We start from the raw sequence: 16,767 nt of genomic DNA on the forward strand, positions 1-16,767 counted from the left end.
CGCAGAATGATTCGGTGCCAAGACCCGCGACTGTCGTCGACCGCCTCGAACGTCACCAGGTCGCCCTCTACCTCGGCGCGATAGTCGCCGGACTGTGTGCGGGACTGGCCGCACCCGGTCCCGCCGAGGGCCTCGAGTCGGCGATCACGCCGCTGCTCGCCGCGCTGCTCTATGTCACCTTTCTGCAGATCCGCCGGTCCGATCTCCTGGAATCGCTGCGGGACCGGCGGTTCCTGGTCGCGGTGCTGTTCCTGAACTTCGTCGTGGCGCCTCTTCTGGTGGCCGTGTTGTCCTCAGCGCTGCCCGCCGACGACGCGATCCGTCTCGGCGCGCTACTGGTGCTGCTGTGTCCGTGCGTCGACTACGTCGTCGTATTCGCCGGACTCGGCGGCGGGGACGCCCGACGACTCCTTGCCGCGACGCCGCTGCTGCTCCTTGCCCAGATGCTGCTGACACCGCTGTACTTGGTGCTGCTGCTCGGTGACGGACGGTCGGTGATCGAGCCGGAGCCGTTCCTCTGGGCGTTCGCTGTCCTCATCCTCTGCCCGCTGGCACTGGCGTGGCTCACCCAGGCGTGGACGGAACGATCCGAGGCGGGTCGTCGAGCCTCGGTCGGCGCCACGATGACGATGGTCCCGCTCATGGTGGCCGTACTCTTCGTCGCCGTGAGTTCCCAGGTAAGCCTGGTCGGTTCGCGTTTTGCCGACATCGCCGGGGTGATCCCGGTCTACGCCGCGTTCCTCGCGATCATGGTGGCGGCCGGTGTCGCGGTGGCACACATGTTCCGCCTGGCCCCGGAGCCGTCGACGGCGGTCGTCTTCTCCGGAGCCACCCGCAACTCGCTCGTCGTCCTGCCACTCGCGCTGGCGCTGCCGGTCGGGGCGGAACTGGCCGCGGCGACGGTGATCACGCAGACACTCGTCGAACTGATCGGGATGGTCGTCCTGGTGTGGGCGTTCACTTGTGTGGCACGTCGGCGCTGAGGCCGCCGTCCATCACGAACTCGGCACCGGTCGCGTACGAGGACTCGTCGCTGGCCAGGAACACCACGAAGGTCGACACCTCGCGTGACTCCGCGGCCCGGCCCATCGGCACGGTCACCATGTCGTCGGGGATCCCCTCGGTCATCGGCGTCCGGATGAGACCCGGGTGGATGGAGTTCACCCGCACGTTGTGCGGAGCCAGTTCGAGCGCAACCGATTTCGCCAGACCACGCACGCCCCACTTGCTCGCGACATAGCCGTGCGCCCAGGGACTTCCGCGCAGGCCCTCCACCGACGAGACGTTGATGATCGAGCCACCGCCGGCGTCGATCATCAGGTCCGCGACCGCCTGGATTCCGAGGAACGTGCCCGTCAGGTTCACGTCCAGGATCTGCTTCCACTTGTCCAGCCGGAACTTCTGGATCGTCGAACCGTTCACGATGCCGGCATTGTTCACCAGGACGTTGACCTTGCCGAACTCGTCTACCGCGGTGGACACCGTCGTCTGCCAGTCCTCGGGCGAGGTGACATCGAGGTGGACGTAGCGCGCCGCGTCCCCCAGTTCGGCGGCCAGCGCCTTGCCCTCGTCGTCGAGGATGTCGCCGATCACCACCTTCGCCCCCTCGGCCACGAGGGCCCGGGCGTGCTCGGCGCCCATGCCCCGCGAACCACCGGTGATCACTGCAACCTTGTCGTCTACGCGTCCCATGGGCGGCAACGCTACCGCGACGAGCGCGAAAATAGAACAGGTTCCACCGAAAAATGGTCTACTGAACAGACAAACGTCCGGACAGGTGTACACCACGCCCCACCGGCGCCGATCGAACACAAGGAGTTCCACGCCATGTCCTTCCGGGTAGCTCTCGTCGGAACCGGCAACGTCGGCCGGTTGTGCCTCACCCAGCTGATCGAGGACCCGCGGCTCGAACTCGTGGCCGTCTGCGTGTCCACCCCTGAAAAAGTCGGTGTCGACGCCGCGACGCTCGCCGGGCTGGAGACACCCACCGGAGTCCTGGCGGTGGGCGACCTCGACGAGGTGATCGCGACGAAGCCGGACTGTGTCGTGTACTGCGCCATGGGTGACACGCGTCCCGTCGAGGCCTTCGACGATGTGCTGCGCATCCTCGCCGCCGGGATCGACGTCGTCGGGTCCTCCCCGAACACGCTCCAGTACCCCTGGGACGTCATGCCCGCGAAGGCGATCGCCAAGATCGACGAAACCACCGCGGGCAGCGGCGCCAGCCTGTTCGTGACCGGCGTCGATCCCGGATTCGCCAACGACCTCATCCCGTTCGTCTTCGCGGGCACCTGCCAGCACATCGAGCAGGTGCGCTGCATGGAGATCGCCGACTACGCGACCTATGACGGGGCGACCGTCATGTTCGACGTCATGGGCTTCGGCAAACCGCTCGACGAGACCCCCATGCTGTTCCTGCCGGGGGTACTGGGGTTGGCATGGGGCACGACTATCCGGCAACTCGCCGCCGGTCTCGGCGTCACCGTCGACGACATCGAGGAGATCTCCGAAAGCGAGCCTGCGCCGGAGGATTTCGACATCGCGGCCGGTCACATCGCTGCGGGCACCCGCGCGGCCGTGCGTTTCGAGATCATCGGCAAGGTGGCCGGGGAACCCGTGATCGTCATCGAGCACGTGACGCGGCTTCGAGGTGACCTGCGGCCGGACTGGGCGCAGCCGGCTCAGCCCGGCGGGTGCTACCGCGTCGAGATCACCGGCGAACCGTCGTACACCGTCGACATCATGCCGACGAGCCGCAAGGGTGACCACAACCACGCCGCCATCGTCGCCGCGGCCGGCCGGATCGTGAACGCCATTCCCGCGGTGGTCGACGGGCCCGCGGGACTTCGCACCACACTCGACCTTCCGCTGGTGACGGGCCCGGGGGTTTCGACAGGCTCAACCGGCGGGTAGGCGGCTCCGCGCCCACGGAATTCGCAAACCCACCCCTTTTCCGTAAACGCACCACGCTCGGACCGGGTGGGTTCACGAAAAAGGGGTGGGTGTGTCGACGTCACACCATCCCGGCGTCGTGCATCAGGATCGCGACCTGGACCCGGTTGCCCGCGTCGAGTTTGGTGAAGATGTGCGAGATGTGCGCCTTGACCGTCGCAAGACTCATGTAGAGCCGTTCAGCGATCTCGGCGTTCGACGCCCCGCGGGCGAGCTCGACGGCCACATCACGCTCGCGTGCGGTGAGTCGGTCGACACGTTCGACCGCGGACGAGGTTCGGTGACCGCCGCTGGTGACGACCTGCTTGATCAACGCGGCGGTCACCGAGGGACTCAGGGCAGGTCGACCGTCGAGCACTTGGTGGATGGCCGCGACGATGTCGTCGGGTGGCGTGTCCTTGAGCAGGAATCCGTCGGCACCCATCGCGAGTGCGCGGACCACGTAGTCGTCGGCGTCGAAGGTCGTGAGCACGATGATCGCGGGTGGCGAGGCCAGTGCCTTGAAGCGGCCGGTGGCCGCGATCCCGTCGAGGACCGGCATCCGCAGATCCATGAGGACGAGATCCACGGGTGCCGTGGCATGGGAGTCGAGGGCCTCCTGCCCGTTGCCCGCTTCGGCGACGATGTCGAGGTCGGCATCACCGCCGAGGAGGAGCCGGAGTCCGGAACGGACGAGGGGGTCGTCGTCGACGATCATGATGCGGGCGGTCATGACTGCCACGGTAACCAGACATGCAACAGGAACCGTTTGTCCTCGCTCACGGTCACCGACTGCCTGCCGCCGTGCAACCCGACCCGCTCGGCCAGGCCGACGAGTCCGAATCCTGGTGTGGGACCGATCGAACCCGCTGTCAGCGGTAGCGGATTCTCGACGAGCAGATCCACACCGTGCTCGGGTCCGCCCCGGATGTGCATGGTCACCGGGGCGCTCGGCGCATGACGCCGCGCATTGGTCAAGGCCTCCTGCACACACCGATACAGCGTGCGTGAGATCGCCGGGCCCAGCGAATTCACATCGATGTCGCATCGGCTGTCCACACGCATCCCCAGCCGGCGCGCCTCCTCGATCAGCGCGGCCAGGTCCGGAACCCCTTGCGGTTCCTCGGGCGCGGCGTCGCCGGGCCCCTCCCGCAGAACCCCGAGCACCTCCCGCAGCTCGGTCAACGCCAGGTGCGAGGTCTCCTGGATGGTCTGCGCCGTCTCGCGGATCTGCTCTCCGGACAGGTCCGAACGGTAGGCCAATGCGCCCGCGTACATGCTCATCGCCGAGATCCGATGCGCGAGGATGTCGTGCATCTCGCGTGCGATCCGCGCCCGTTCGAGCGAACGCGCCTGCATCACCTTCGCCTGCTGTTCGGCCTCGGAGGCCAGCGCGCGCGCCTGCCAGCTGGCGAGAAGCTCACGCCGCGAACCGATGTAGAGACCCCACGCAACCATCGCCGCCGTCGCGACCACCGTGACCGAGTAACTGATGATGACGGGATCGTTCGCCTCGGTCGGAGTGGCGAAGAAGGCGAGGGCGATGATCCCCGCGACAACGGACAACACCGCCTGCGGGATGATCTCGCGCCACCGACGCCGGGTCGACAGGGACACCATGGCGAGAATGCCCGGTCCGAGAGACGACGACGACACGATGGTCACGATGTTCGTGAACGTCGTGACCGGTACGGGATGGCTTCGGCGCCACCAGATGACGATGTAGGAGAGCACCCCGAGTGCGAGGTCGGCGACGAACCACCACCGGGCCTCGTCCCACAGGTACGACGCACGGGTGGCGAAGGTGCCGGCCGAGACGCAGAGCATCACCGCGAGCCGCCACAATCGGCCGGCCCACGTCATCGGTGGTTGGTACTGCTCAGGACGCACAACCGTCACCGTAGTCGGGCGCCGGTGGTGCCCGCGTCCTCCCGATGGGTGTCGACCCCTACGACTTTCGGTCGATACGACGCTGTCCGGAGGTCCGATGTGCACGCCGTGCGGAAAGGACACGATGGACGACATGATCACAGTGAAGAATCTGACGAAGCGCTACGGCGACTACGTCGCAGTCGACGACGTGTCGTTCACCTGCCGCCCCGGGCAGGTGACCGGATTCCTGGGCCCCAACGGCGCCGGGAAGTCGACGACGATGCGGATCATCGCCGGGCTGACGCCGCCGACGTCGGGGGTGGCGCAACTCTACGGCGTCGACTACCGGTCCATCCCGAATCCCGGCACGCAGGTCGGCATCCTCCTGGACGCCTCGGCTCAGCACGCCGGCCGGACGGGCGCGGAGGTCCTGCGACTGTCGGCGATGACCATGGGCATCGGCCACGACCGCGTCGACGAGATGCTCGAGCTGGTCAGCCTCACCCCGGAGGAGGCCGGGCGACGAGTGCGCAACTACTCCCTCGGCATGCGCCAGCGTCTCGGTATCGCCGCAGCCCTGCTCGGGGACCCGAAGATCCTGATCCTCGACGAACCGGCCAACGGACTGGACCCGGCGGGCATCCACTGGATGCGAACCCTGCTGCGCGGGTACGCCGATCGCGGCGGCACGGTGCTGCTGTCGTCGCACCTGTTGCACGAGATCGAGATCGTCGCCGACGACATCGTCGTGATCGGCAACGGCCGGATCGTGGCCCAGGGCACCAAAGACGAACTGCTCGCCGGCGCCGGGACACGCGTCCGATCACTCGACGACGCGACCCTCGGCGAGGCGCTGAACGCAGCCGGGATCACCGTGCAGCGCAACGCCTCCGGCGGACTCGATGTCGACGCCGACCCCATCGACGTGGGCCGCGCCGCGGCCGCCGTCGGCGTCGTCCTCACCGAGCTGCGGCCCGCGGACGGCGCCCAGCTCGAGGCGATGTTCCTGCAGCTGACCGCGGACACCCAGCGTGAACACACCACACTCGAAGGAGCAGCTCGATGACCCTCGCCGACTTCGGCACCCCCGTGCCGCACACCGACGTGATCGACGTCGAGCGCCCCGGAATCCCGTTCTCCCGACTCGTCCGCGTCGAACTGCGCAAGCTCGTCGACACGCGTGCGGGTTTCTGGCTGACCGCCTCGATCGGAGTCATCGCGGCGATCGTCGTGATCGCGATGCTCATCGCGAACCGCAACAGCCCCGAGAACCTCAACCTCGGACAGTTCTTCGGGATGATGAACATCCCGACCGCCATCATCCTGCCCATCCTCGCGATCCTGCTCGTGACCGGGGAATGGAGCCAACGCACCGCGCTGACGACATTCACCCTCGAACCCCGACGGCAGCGCGTCGTCGGAGCGAAGCTGGTGGCGGCGCTCCTCACCGCCGTCGCGGCGGTCGCGGTCGCGCTCATCCTCGGCGTCATCGGCAACGGAATCGCCGGTCTGGCGTTCCCCGATCCCGCCGGCTCCTGGGACCTCACGCTCGCCGGGTTCGTGAATTCGTTTGTCTCGCAGACCTTCGGCTTGCTGCTCGGTTTCGGCTTCGCCGCCCTGATCCTGAACACCCCGGGCGCGATCGTCGCCTACTTCGCGCTGCCCACCGCTCTGACCGTGGTCAGCCAGCTGGTCCCGTGGTTCAAGGACAATCTCGGCCAGTGGGTGGACACCGGCCTGACGAACGTGCCCTTTCAAGAGGGCGACTGGGCGACCGGGGGCGAATGGGCGAGGATGCTCGTCTCGGCAGTGATCTGGATCGGGCTGCCCCTGGCGTTCGGGGTGCTACGGATTCTGCGGTCCGAGGTCAAGTAACGGACGCCGCTGGATGGCACCACGGTCACGGTCGCCGTAAGCGCCGCTGCCACACCGCGATCGGTGTTACGGTTTCCGGGTTCTCGAGAAAAGAGGAACCCACGTGTCGTCGACCACGCCCACCTCGCAACCACCTGCCGCTCCGGAACCGGACGAAGCATCGGTTCCGGAGCAGTCCGGCGCCACCGGCCCGGCAGAAGGACAGAAGCCGTCGTGGTGGTGGCGGCGGCGGCTCCACCGGTATTCCTGCGTCGGGTTGACGGTCGCGCTCGTCTTTCTGTGGCTGTCGGTGACGCCGTCGCTCCTGCCGCGCGGGCCGCTGTTCCAGGGCATCGTGAGCGGGGCCTCGGCCGCGGTCGGGTACGGCCTCGGTGTGCTGGTGTCCTGGCTGATCCGTTACATGATCTCCCGGGAGGAACCCTGGCCCGCGCCGATGCGCCGACTCTGGGCGGCGCTGGGCCTGGCCGCGATCGCGGGCACCGTCGTCATGCTGGTCGCGTTCCAGCGGTGGCAGGACCAGGTCCGGACGATGATGGGGGTCGACCTCCTGTCCTGGACGGCCTACCCGCAGATCCTGCTCATCGCCGTGGTGGTCTTCGCCCTGCTGATGACCATCGGGCAGGCGTGGGGCGACGGGGTGAAGTGGCTCGTCCGGAAACTCAATCGCGTGGCGCCGCCGCGTATCTCGGCCTTCGCCGCGGCGACCATCGCGATCATCATCACGGTGCTGGTCCTCAACGGCGTCGTCGCCAACTACGGTATGCAGGCGCTGAACTCGTCGTTCGCCGCGGTCAACGACGAGACGACGGCGGACTCCAGTCCGCCTACCACCCCGCAGCGTTCGGGCGGTCCGGGCTCGCTGGTGACCTGGGATTCGCTCGGGCGTCAAGGCCGGATCTTCATCTCGGTGTCGCCCACCGTGGAAGAGCTGAGCGCGTTCAACGGGTCCCCCGCGATGGAACCGATCCGCGCCTACGTCGGGCTCGGCTCGGGTACAGATCTGCGTGCCAATGCCGAACTCGCCGCAGAGGAACTCGTCCGCGCCGGCGGGTTGCAGCGCAAACTCATCGCGGTCGCCTCCACCACCGGCACCGGGTGGATCAACCAGGCGACGGTGGACTCGCTCGAGTACATGTACAACGGCGACACGGCGACGGTGAGCATGCAGTACTCGTACCTGCCGAGCTGGTTGTCGTTCCTCGTCGACAAGGAACGCGCGCGGCAGGCCGGGCAGGCGCTCTTCGAGGCGGTCTCGGAACGGGTGCGCGAGGTACCTGAGGCCCAACGCCCCAAGCTCGTCGTATTCGGCGAGAGCCTCGGCTCGTTCGCGGCCGAGTCGGCGTTCGGGACCATCCCGGCGCTGAGCGCGCGAACCGACGGTGCGTTGTTCAGCGGACCGACCTTCAACAACAAACTGTGGGTGGACACGACCGGGTCACGCGACGACGGGACGCCGGAAGTGTTGCCCACCTACGACGACGGACGACAGGTCCGATTCATCGCCGACGCACCCGACCTCGACAAGCCGACCACCGAGTGGACGTCGCCGTCGGGTCGCGCGGTGTATCTGCAGCACGCCTCCGATCCGATCTCGTGGTGGAACCCGCGACTGATCCTCCGCGAGCCGGACTGGCTCGAGGAGGAACCCGGACGCGACGTGCTGTCGGCGATGCGGTGGATCCCGTTCGTGACCTTCTTGCAGGTCAGCGCCGACATGGCGGTGTCAGTCGGAGTCCCCGACGGCCACGGACACAACTACATGTCCGCGATCCCGGCAGCCTGGGCCAAGATCCTGCAGCCGCCGGGCTGGACCGAGGCCAAGACCGAACGTCTGATCCCCCTGCTGACGAGGGACTGATCGGCACCGCCGCCCGGTGGAGCAATTTCGGTCGGGCGGGAACGGCTTTCGCGGTTCCATACTCAGAGGGTGACCTCTACCGACCGTGACCGTCTCCGGCAGCTTCTCGACGCGGTGCTGTCCGAGGACAACACCTCGCTCGACGACATGGCCTCGGGCGCCTACGCGTCGCCGTTCCACTTCACCCGGCAGGTCCGGCGCGGTGCCGGCGAGGCACCGGTGGCCCTGCGGCGCCGCGTCCTCCTCGAACGTGCGGCGTGGCTCCTCCAGCGGGGACAGTCGGTGACCGACGTGGCCTTCGAGTCCGGGTACTCGTCCGTCGACGGCTTCTCGCGTGCCTTCAGCCGCGCCTTCGGACACAGTCCCGGCCGCATGGGTGCGGTGGGAGAGCACAGCCACTGGCTGCCGGCGCCGAACGGCATCCACTTCCACTCGCCCACTGCGCTGTACGTCGACAGCGGCTCACCCACGACCGAGGATGCGGGCAACGTGGTGATGCTCATGATTCGCCACGACCTCGACGACATCGAGGCGCTCCTCGACGCCGCGAAGGGGCTCGACGCCGCGTCGTGGACCGCGCCGCGTCTCGCGGGTAACCAGCTGCTGTCCTGGAGTGGACCGGAAGAGTCTCTCGCAGAGGTCATTTCCCATCTCGTCGGCGACAAACTCCCCTGGTTGTCGACGATCGAGGGAGCCGACCTGCCGCCGGCCGCACCGACCCAACTGACCGACCTCATCGAGTTGCATCGCGACATTGCACCGCGCTGGCTCGCCCTGATCCGTGACATCGACCGACGCGGCGCGTGGCAGGACCGTGTGATCGACGCCTTGTGCGACCCACCCGAATCGTTCCTGCTCTCCCAGATCGTCGCGCACGTGTTGACGTTCTCCGCACATCGTCGGCTCGTCGCCCGCTGGATGCTGCGGGACTCCGGCGTCGACGTCACCGCCCCGACTCTCGATCCCGACCCGATCATGTGGCACCGCAAACACTCCGGAGGATTCTGATGGCATTCCGCTACTACACGGCAACGACCCTCGACGGCTTCCTCGCCGACGACCGGGACAACCTCGACTGGCTGCTCAGCCAGCCGCTCGAGGAGGGCGGGCCGATGAACTACGACGACTTCTTCCGGCAGGTCGGTGTCGCCGTGATGGGCGCGACGACCTACCGGTGGATCCTCGACCACGAGGTCTCCGACGGGAAGCCGTGGCCATACGACATACCGACGTTCGTCTTCACCCATCAGTCACTGACGCCGGTGTCGGACACCATCTCGGTGGTCGCCGGGAGCCCCGCAGACCTCCGTGACCGTCTGGTCGACGCAGCGGGCGACCGCCACGTCTGGGTCGTGGGCGGCGGCGACCTCGCCGCGCAGTTCGCCGAAGCCGGAATGCTCGACGACGTCATCGTGTCGATCGCGCCCGTCACCTTGGGGTCGGGCCGACCACTCTTCCCGCGCGCCTACGACTTCGAGTTGCAGGACTTCGCACGCAACGGCGCGTTCCTGTGTGCGCGCTACTCGCCTGTCGGGCCGCGGTCGACTCACGCGGAGGTCTGACCAGTCATCGGGCGACGGGCCGGCCGCGTCGGGGGTCTGTCGGCGGTGGCGGGGCGTCAGCCCTCGCCGACCGAGTTCCGCATGGCGTCGGGCACCTCACCGCGAGCCCACCGCGGCAGGATGAAGATCCCCTCGGACTCGGCCGTGAGCTGGCCGTCGACCGAGATCGTCCCCGTGACGAACGTCTTCACACCCTCGACCCGATCGACGCGCGCCTCGCCGCGGATCACCCCGAGCGGCGTACCGCGCCGATACCGGACGGTGAGGGTGCCGGTCATCCCGGGCACACCCTGGAACTCCGCGGTCGAGCCCAGCAGCTGGTCGAAGACGAGCGCGAGCACGCCGCCGTGGACGAGTCCGGCCGGACCCTCGTACTGGGGACCGAGTGCGACCTCGAGCCAGCTGTACTCGGATTCGTGATGGAGCTCGACCGGCGGTGCGATCGGGTTCCGCCGCCCCAGAACGGCATTGCCCCAGGACCGTTTGGTGCCGTCGGAGTTGAATCGGATGCCGAACGGGCCCGGCAGCTGGTCCTTCCGGAGGACCTCGGTGGCGGCGGCGATGAGCCGCCTCGCCTCTGCGATGTCTGTCTCACCGACCTCGGTGCGCACCGTCGCATCGATCAAGTCCCGGACGCTGCCCGCGATCGCGGACGCGAGTTCGGTCCGGTGCGCGAGTTCCTCCGGGTCGATGTCCTCCTGGATGTATCCGCTCATGTGCCCATCTAACAGGGTCGACGCACCGCTCTCGCCCCGGCCGGTCGCCGTCGGTTGCCGTCGGCGGATCCGGACACGGCCGATTCTGACCGCCGAGTAGGCTCCCTCGCATGACAGACCACGCCTGGAACGACCGCGCCTGGACCGCGTTCGACGTCACCGTGTCCGACCACATCGCCGAAGTCACCCTCATCGGCCCGGGCAAGGGTAATGCCATGGGACCGGACTTCTGGCAGGAACTCCCGGAGCTGTTCGGGCACCTCGACACCGATCCGGAAGTGCGCGCGGTGGTGCTGACAGGGTCGGGCAAGAACTTCTCCTACGGCCTCGACCTCGTCGCGATGGGCGGGACGCTGTCGGCCGTCCTCGCCGGGGACGCGAAAGCGGCGCCGCGCACCGAATTCCTCGACTCGCTCCGCACACTCCAGGCCGGCATCACCGCGGTCGCCGACTGTCGCAAGCCGGTGGTCGCAGCCGTGTCCGGCTGGTGCATCGGTGGCGGTGTGGACCTGATCTGCGCGGCCGATGTGCGCTACGCCAGCGCCGACGCCAAGTTCAGCGTGCGTGAGGTGAAGGTCGGGATGGTCGCCGACGTGGGCACACTCGCGCGCCTGCCGTTCATCATCGGCGACGGTCACATGCGGGAGCTGGCGCTGACCGGCAAGGACATCGACGCCGCCCGCGCCGAGAAGATCGGTCTGGTCAACGACGTCGCCGACGATCAGACCGCCGTGCTCGAGCTCGCCCGCTCGACCGCCCGCGAGATCGCCGACAACCCGCCGCTGGTCGTCCACGGGATCAAGTCCGTTCTCGACCATTCGCGCAGCGCCGCCGTCCACGACAGCCTCCGCTACGTCGCCGCGTGGAACTCGGCGTTCCTGCCCAGCGAGGACCTCACCGAGGCCATCACCGCCGTCTTCGAGAAGCGCAAACCCGAGTTCAAGGGCCGCTGAGTCGCCCTGAGCTTCGAGGCTCGTCGACCTCGACGCGCTCCGTGGTCGCTTGCTCGGCCCGGCGGCTTGCGCTCCTCGCACCTCAGTACCTGCGGCCTGGCGGCCGTCGTGGACTACGAAAGAACACGCGTGGGCTTCCACATCTCTGCTCCCTGAGGTGCGAGCGAAGCGAGCCACGAAGGGCTCCGCAACCTGCCTCACCAGGCCCTTCGTGGCTCGTCGCTGGCGCTCCTCGCACCTCAGGGAGCAATGGTCACGTCGTTCCTTTGGATTAGGGAGCAATGGGGGCCGCTTCTTTCGGCTCAGGGAGCAGAGGTCGCACGGTAGACGTGCTCGGACAGCGGGTGTGCGGCGTCGAGATCGGTGAGGAGTCGGACGCCGTCGAAGGGCGGGCCGTGCGGCGGTTCCACGGACACTCCTGCGGCTCGGCGAGAGACGTTGTCGACGAACCGGTTTCGGAGTCGATCACTGGCCGACATCACACCGCCGACCCAGCTCACGCGTGCTGGCTCGCCGGCCTCGCGGCCGCTGCGTTCGAGCGCGGTCATCGCCGACGTCGCCAGTTCGTCGGCGGCGTCGTCGATGACCTGTCGTGCCACCGCATCCCCGGCCTCCGACGCGGCGTCGACCGCACGGGCGAACGCGGCGATGCGTGCGACGCGGTCGGGGTCGGCCTGCACCGACATGTACAGCTCGGCCAGCGGACCGAACTCCTCCTCGGTGGTCATGCGGAGTGCCGTCTCGGGCCCCCGGCCGTCGAAGGCGCGCAGTGCCGCGGTGATGCCCGACCGCCCGATCCAGTAGGCACTGCCGGCGTCGCCGAAGAGGTATCCCCAGCCGTCCACCCGGCAGACACCGCCCCGGCCGACCCCGAGGGTGACCACGCCTGTCCCGACCGCGGTGACCGCGCCGAACTCGTGACGATTCGCGGCCAGATACGCGGTCACCGAATCATGGGCGAGGGCAACGGAGTCGACGCCTGCGTCGCCAAGCGCGGCGAGGAGATCGATTGGGCGGGAGGCGCCGGGGGTCAGTCCCGACACGCCGGCCGCGACCACCGCCGGGCCGGGCGACCCGTCGGGACCCGACCTCACCTCCGCCATTCGTAGGATGTCCCGCACAGTTGCGGCGATCTGCTCCACGACCGGTCGGTCGGTCCGGATCGGGGGCGCGTCGTGGTCAGAACCACCGTCGGGCGTCTCGATCCGCACGCGGGTGCCGGTCTGGCCGCCGTCGATCAAGATGTGCGTCACGCTGTCACCGGTCGTCACGGACCGCAACGCTACCTCGGTGCCCATCCGCCCGGAGGGCATCGAACCGTCACGGCGTCGGCGGAGACTCGACACGGGTCCGGGGAGTCGACGTCGATTCGCCGAATCCCCGTGACACACTGGGCGCATGAAGGTGCGGCGCGGACTCGCGGTGAAGATCGGGTCGATCTCCTGGATGCCTCGCTTCCTCCCGCAGATCGTCAAGTGCGACAGCGTTCTTCAATCTGTGTCAGGACAGCGGCTGAGCCTGCTCGACATCGGTGATCTGCCGAACATCACGATCCGGGTCCCGGGCCGCAAGAGCGGTGCGATCCGTACGACGCAACTCCTGGCCGTCCCGGACGGGTCGGACTGGTTGATCGCCGGCTCCTACTTCGGCGGTCCCAAGATGCCGGCATGGGTCTTCAACCTCCGCGCTGCCGACGAGATCGAGATCATCGTCCACGGTGAGGTGTCGGAGGCGGTGCCCACCGAACTGGTCGACGCCGAGCGGGACGCGGCCTGGCAGACGCTGCGGGCGGTGTGGCCGAACTTCGATCTGTACGAGAAGCGCACCGACCGCCGCATCCCGGTGTTCCGGCTGCGACCGCGCTGACCCGACCTGGTCGGAACTCGGTGGGTCAGCCGTCGGTGACGAACTCGGGACTGCTCTCGGTGAGGTCGACATGGCCCACGAGGTACTGCTCGTCGACGGTCTCCACCCGGGGGCCGTCCGCGTCGTACTCGGGGGTGTAGGACACCCGCCAGCGCACCGGGCCGACGACGTCGACGACACCCAGACCCGACCCGTCCCGGCTGCTGTCCCCACTCGCATCCGAAACCGGAACACGTATCAGATAGCGCAGCCCGGACAGGTCTTTCGGAGCCGTCCACCGCACACTGCCGTCCACAGCGGAGCGGTACAACCGTTGGGTACAGCCCGCGACCTGCCGCCCCGCATCGGCCTGGGTCGACGCCGCACACGCGGTCAGGTGCGCCGACACCGAAGCGCTGACGGCTCCGGCGCCGGTGGCGCTCAGTTCGCCGACGACGCGGACGGACATGGGTCCTCTCGGCGTGGTCGGAGGATCGTCGTCTGCGACGCGCGCGACGAAGTCGGTGTCGCGGGAGCCCCAGCGCTGCGGTCCGGGGAACACGTGCACCGTGTCCCCTTCCTCGACCTCGCCGCCGAAGAACGTCGGTTGCACAACCCGTAGCGACTCGATCCGGACCGCGATCGCGCCGTCGACGACGGCCCAGCCGTCGGCGACCCGTACGGTCCGGATCTCGGTGTCGATGACCCGGGCACCCATCCGGTATCTCGCCCGGACGTTCTCCTCCGGCGCACCGTCGGCAGCAGACCGGACCTCGATGTCGCCCAGCGGCGCCGCGGCGCGTTGAGCCCGCAGGACGTTGTCGGACAGGAACCGGGTGTCGGGGCGCGGATCGATGACACCCAGAGCCGCGTCGGCGTCGGCATCGGCGAGCGCGTCGAGATAGGTCTGCACCGCCTCGGACGGGGTGGCTGCCCGCTCGTCCTCGCGGGCCAGCCCGACGACGAGCGCGGCGACCAGCACCACTGCCAAGACGGCCGCGACGCCGCCGAAGACGACGATCCGTCTTCGGCGGCTCACGTGCGGCGTACCCGTGGTCTGGACAGACCGATCAGGACTCCGAACCGGCCGACGGTCCGCTCGCCGCGAACGATTCGGTCAGCCGACCGGCCAACAGCTTCGCGAACTCGGCCGGGTCGTCGAGCTCACCGCCCTCGGCGATCACGGCCATGCCGTACAGCAGCTTCGCCGTCGGCACCAGTTGTTCGTGATCCCCGGCTCCGTAGGCCTTGTTCAGCGCGGCGACGAGCGGGTGATCAGGGTTGAGCTCCAGTGCCCGCTTGGACTTGGGGAATTCCTGACCGGACGCCCGGTAGAGCTTCTCCAGCTGCGGAGACATCGAGAACGTGTCACCGACCAGGCACGCCGGCGACTCGGTGAGGCGCGACGAGAGTCGCGTCTCACTGACGTCGTCGGAGAGGGTGCTCGTGAGCCACCCCAGCAGGTCGGCGTAGGTCTTGTTCTGCTCCTCCTTGGCGGAATCGTCGGCGTCCTCGTCGTCACCGTCGAGGTCGACGGCGCCCTTGGCGATCGACTGGAACGACTTGCCGTCGAACTCCGCACCCGCCGAGACCCACATCTCGTCGACGGGATCGGACAGGACGAGAACCTCGATTCCCTTGGCGCGGAACGCTTCCATGTGCGGCGAGTTCACGATCTGCTGACGCGATTCGCCGGTCATGTAGTAGATCGTGTCCTGACCGCTCTTCATCCGGCCGATGTAGTCGGCGAGTGTGGTCAGTTCGTCCTCGGAGTGGGTGGTCGCGAACGACGAGGCCTTGAGGAGCGCCTCGCGGTTGTCCGGATCGTTGACCAGACCTTCCTTGAACACCCGGCCGAAGGCATCCCAGAACGTGCGGTAGTCGTCGGGCCGGCCGGCGCGCATCTCGGTGACCGTCGAGATCACCTTCTTGGTGAGCCGGCGACGGATCGCGCGGATCTGGCGGTCCTGTTGCAGGATCTCGCGGGACACGTTCAGCGACAGGTCGGCCGCGTCGACGACACCCTTGACGAAGCGCAGGTACTCCGGCATCAGTTCGGCGCAGTCGTCCATGATGAAGACGCGCTTGACGTAGAGGTGGATGCCGACCTTGCTGTCGCGCATGAACAGGTCGAACGGTGGCTGCGTCGGGATGAACAGCAGCGCCTGGTACTCGAAGGTGCCCTCGGCCTGCAGCGTGATGGTCTCCAGCGGCGCATCCCAGGCGTGGGAGACGTGCCGGTAGAACTCCTGGTACTCCTCGTCGGTCACCTCCGAGCGCGACTTGGCCCAGAGCGCCTTCATCGAGTTGATCGTCTCGGCCTCGACGACCGTCTTCGTCTCCGGCGCTTTCTTCTCGTCCGCGTTGTCGGCGTCGGAGGCCTCGGTGTCGGGGGTCTCCACCGGAACGGTCTTCTCGACGTCCATCCGGATCGGCCACGCGATGAAGTCCGAGTACCGCTTCACGAGCTGGCGGAGCTTGGTCGGATCCGAATAGTCGTAGAGGTGATCCTCGGTGTCGACGGGCTTGAGCGCCAACGTGACCGAGGTGCCCTGCGGGGCGTCGGGGACGTCGTCGATCGTGTAGGTTCCGTCGCCGGTCGACTCCCAGCGGGTGCCGGTGCTCTCCCCCGCCTTACGGGTCACCAGCGTGACCTTGTCGGCGACCATGAACGTCGAGTAGAAGCCGATGCCGAACTGACCGATCAGTTCCTCGGCCGCCGCGTCGGACACCCCGTTCGCGCGAGCCTCCGCGAGCGACCGGCGCAACTCGGCCGTGCCCGAACGGGCCAGCGTGCCGATCAGGCCGACGACCTCGTCGCGGGTCATGCCGATGCCGTTGTCGGCCACGACGAGGGTCCGGGCCTCGGCATCGGGGTCGAGCGTGATGTGGAGGTCGGAGGTGTCGACGTCGAGGTCTTTGTCGAGCAGGGACTCCAGCCGCAGCTTGTCCAGTGCGTCGGACGCGTTGGAGATCAGCTCGCGCAGGAAGCTGTCCTTGTTGGAGTAGATCGAGTGGACCATGAGATCCAGCAGCTGCCGGGTCTCGGCCTGGAACTCGTGGACTTCGGGCTGAGCGCTCATCGCAGACCTCCATGTTCTGTTCTCGTGCACCGGACGGACGAACATCTCCGCGCCGGTGCGACACGTGTGACG

16 protein-coding genes are annotated in these 16,767 nt (G+C 68.0%); 9 read left to right on the forward strand and 7 right to left on the reverse strand.

Translation table 11 applies throughout. From position 1 onward, the window contains the following. The first annotated feature begins 14 nt into the window (after positions 1–14). On the forward strand, positions 15–983 hold the full coding sequence (locus GR168_RS13080) for a bile acid:sodium symporter (RefSeq protein ID WP_238994898.1): 969 nt from the start codon (positions 15–17) through the stop codon (positions 981–983). Here GR168_RS13080 and GR168_RS13085 read toward each other — a convergent pair. Then, positions 958–1,692 carry a glucose 1-dehydrogenase gene (locus GR168_RS13085; RefSeq protein ID WP_055475422.1) on the reverse strand — a complete coding sequence of 245 codons (735 nt, stop codon included), beginning with the start codon at positions 1,690–1,692 and terminating at the stop codon, positions 958–960. The two genes, GR168_RS13080 and GR168_RS13085, sit on opposite strands and share 26 nt — an antisense overlap. 135 nt (positions 1,693–1,827) lie before the next feature. On the opposite strand from GR168_RS13085, the gene GR168_RS13090 reads away from it, so the two are divergent. Beyond that, on the forward strand, positions 1,828–2,913 hold the full coding sequence (locus GR168_RS13090; protein WP_159370912.1) for a diacylglycerol kinase: 1,086 nt from the start codon (positions 1,828–1,830) through the stop codon (positions 2,911–2,913). A gap of 100 nt (positions 2,914–3,013) precedes the next feature. Here the strand turns inward: GR168_RS13090 and GR168_RS13095 are convergent, their stop codons facing one another. Then, a complete protein-coding gene (locus GR168_RS13095) occupies positions 3,014–3,664 on the reverse strand; it encodes a response regulator transcription factor (protein ID WP_159370913.1) in 651 nt (216 codons plus the stop codon). Beyond that, positions 3,661–4,794 carry a histidine kinase gene (locus GR168_RS13100; protein ID WP_231742633.1) on the reverse strand — a complete coding sequence of 378 codons (1,134 nt, stop codon included), beginning with the start codon at positions 4,792–4,794 and terminating at the stop codon, positions 3,661–3,663. Before GR168_RS13100 ends, GR168_RS13095 begins: the two co-directional genes overlap by 4 nt. A gap of 151 nt (positions 4,795–4,945) precedes the next feature. On the opposite strand from GR168_RS13100, the gene GR168_RS13105 reads away from it, so the two are divergent. The 5 genes from GR168_RS13105 (at position 4,946) to GR168_RS13125 (ending at position 10,098) form a co-directional block, all read left to right on the forward strand. Beyond that, positions 4,946–5,869, forward strand: coding sequence for an ATP-binding cassette domain-containing protein (locus GR168_RS13105; RefSeq protein ID WP_055475418.1), 924 nt, complete (start codon positions 4,946–4,948; stop codon positions 5,867–5,869). Next, on the forward strand, positions 5,866–6,678 hold the full coding sequence (locus tag GR168_RS13110) for an ABC transporter permease (protein ID WP_055475417.1): 813 nt from the start codon (positions 5,866–5,868) through the stop codon (positions 6,676–6,678). The genes GR168_RS13105 and GR168_RS13110 overlap by 4 nt, the downstream gene beginning before the upstream one ends. A gap of 103 nt (positions 6,679–6,781) precedes the next feature. After that, a complete protein-coding gene (locus tag GR168_RS13115) occupies positions 6,782–8,536 on the forward strand; it encodes an alpha/beta-hydrolase family protein (RefSeq protein WP_159370914.1) in 1,755 nt (584 codons plus the stop codon). Positions 8,537–8,605: 69 nt separating this feature from the next. Further along, positions 8,606–9,544, forward strand: a complete 939-nt coding sequence (locus GR168_RS13120) for an AraC family transcriptional regulator (RefSeq protein ID WP_058253508.1) — start codon at positions 8,606–8,608, stop codon at positions 9,542–9,544. Then, positions 9,544–10,098 carry a dihydrofolate reductase family protein gene (locus GR168_RS13125; RefSeq protein WP_159370915.1) on the forward strand — a complete coding sequence of 185 codons (555 nt, stop codon included), beginning with the start codon at positions 9,544–9,546 and terminating at the stop codon, positions 10,096–10,098. Before GR168_RS13120 ends, GR168_RS13125 begins: the two co-directional genes overlap by 1 nt. Before the next feature lie 56 nt (positions 10,099–10,154). Here the strand turns inward: GR168_RS13125 and GR168_RS13130 are convergent, their stop codons facing one another. Then, positions 10,155–10,814 carry a PaaI family thioesterase gene (locus tag GR168_RS13130; RefSeq protein WP_159370916.1) on the reverse strand — a complete coding sequence of 220 codons (660 nt, stop codon included), beginning with the start codon at positions 10,812–10,814 and terminating at the stop codon, positions 10,155–10,157. A 110-nt stretch (positions 10,815–10,924) separates the two neighbouring features. Here GR168_RS13130 and GR168_RS13135 point away from each other — a divergent pair, with 110 nt between their 5' ends. Further along, the gene (locus GR168_RS13135) at positions 10,925–11,767 is read left to right on the forward strand and encodes a crotonase/enoyl-CoA hydratase family protein (RefSeq protein ID WP_058253511.1); all 843 of its coding nucleotides are present in this window, start codon (positions 10,925–10,927) and stop codon (positions 11,765–11,767) included. A 302-nt stretch (positions 11,768–12,069) separates the two neighbouring features. Here GR168_RS13135 and GR168_RS13140 read toward each other — a convergent pair whose 3' ends face one another. Further along, positions 12,070–13,065 carry a BadF/BadG/BcrA/BcrD ATPase family protein gene (locus GR168_RS13140; protein ID WP_159370917.1) on the reverse strand — a complete coding sequence of 332 codons (996 nt, stop codon included), beginning with the start codon at positions 13,063–13,065 and terminating at the stop codon, positions 12,070–12,072. Between the two features lie 100 nt (positions 13,066–13,165). Between GR168_RS13140 and GR168_RS13145 the strand changes: the two genes are divergently transcribed. Continuing rightward, positions 13,166–13,633, forward strand: a complete 468-nt coding sequence (locus GR168_RS13145; protein ID WP_159370918.1) for a nitroreductase family deazaflavin-dependent oxidoreductase — start codon at positions 13,166–13,168, stop codon at positions 13,631–13,633. Between the two features lie 25 nt (positions 13,634–13,658). Here GR168_RS13145 and GR168_RS13150 read toward each other — a convergent pair whose 3' ends face one another. Together GR168_RS13150 and htpG are read right to left on the reverse strand one after the other, a co-directional pair. Continuing rightward, positions 13,659–14,651: a hypothetical protein gene (locus tag GR168_RS13150; RefSeq protein ID WP_159370919.1), complete on the reverse strand. Its 993-nt coding sequence runs from the start codon at positions 14,649–14,651 to the stop codon at positions 13,659–13,661. Positions 14,652–14,682: 31 nt separating this feature from the next. Further along, complete coding sequence (gene htpG, locus GR168_RS13155; RefSeq protein ID WP_159370920.1) at positions 14,683–16,695, reverse strand: molecular chaperone HtpG; 2,013 nt, start codon at positions 16,693–16,695, stop codon at positions 14,683–14,685. Positions 16,696–16,767 lie beyond the last annotated feature (72 nt).

Origin of the sequence: Gordonia sp. JH63 (assembly GCF_009856645.1) — a bacterium.
Taxonomy (GTDB): Bacteria; Actinomycetota; Actinomycetes; order Mycobacteriales; family Mycobacteriaceae; genus Gordonia; species Gordonia hongkongensis.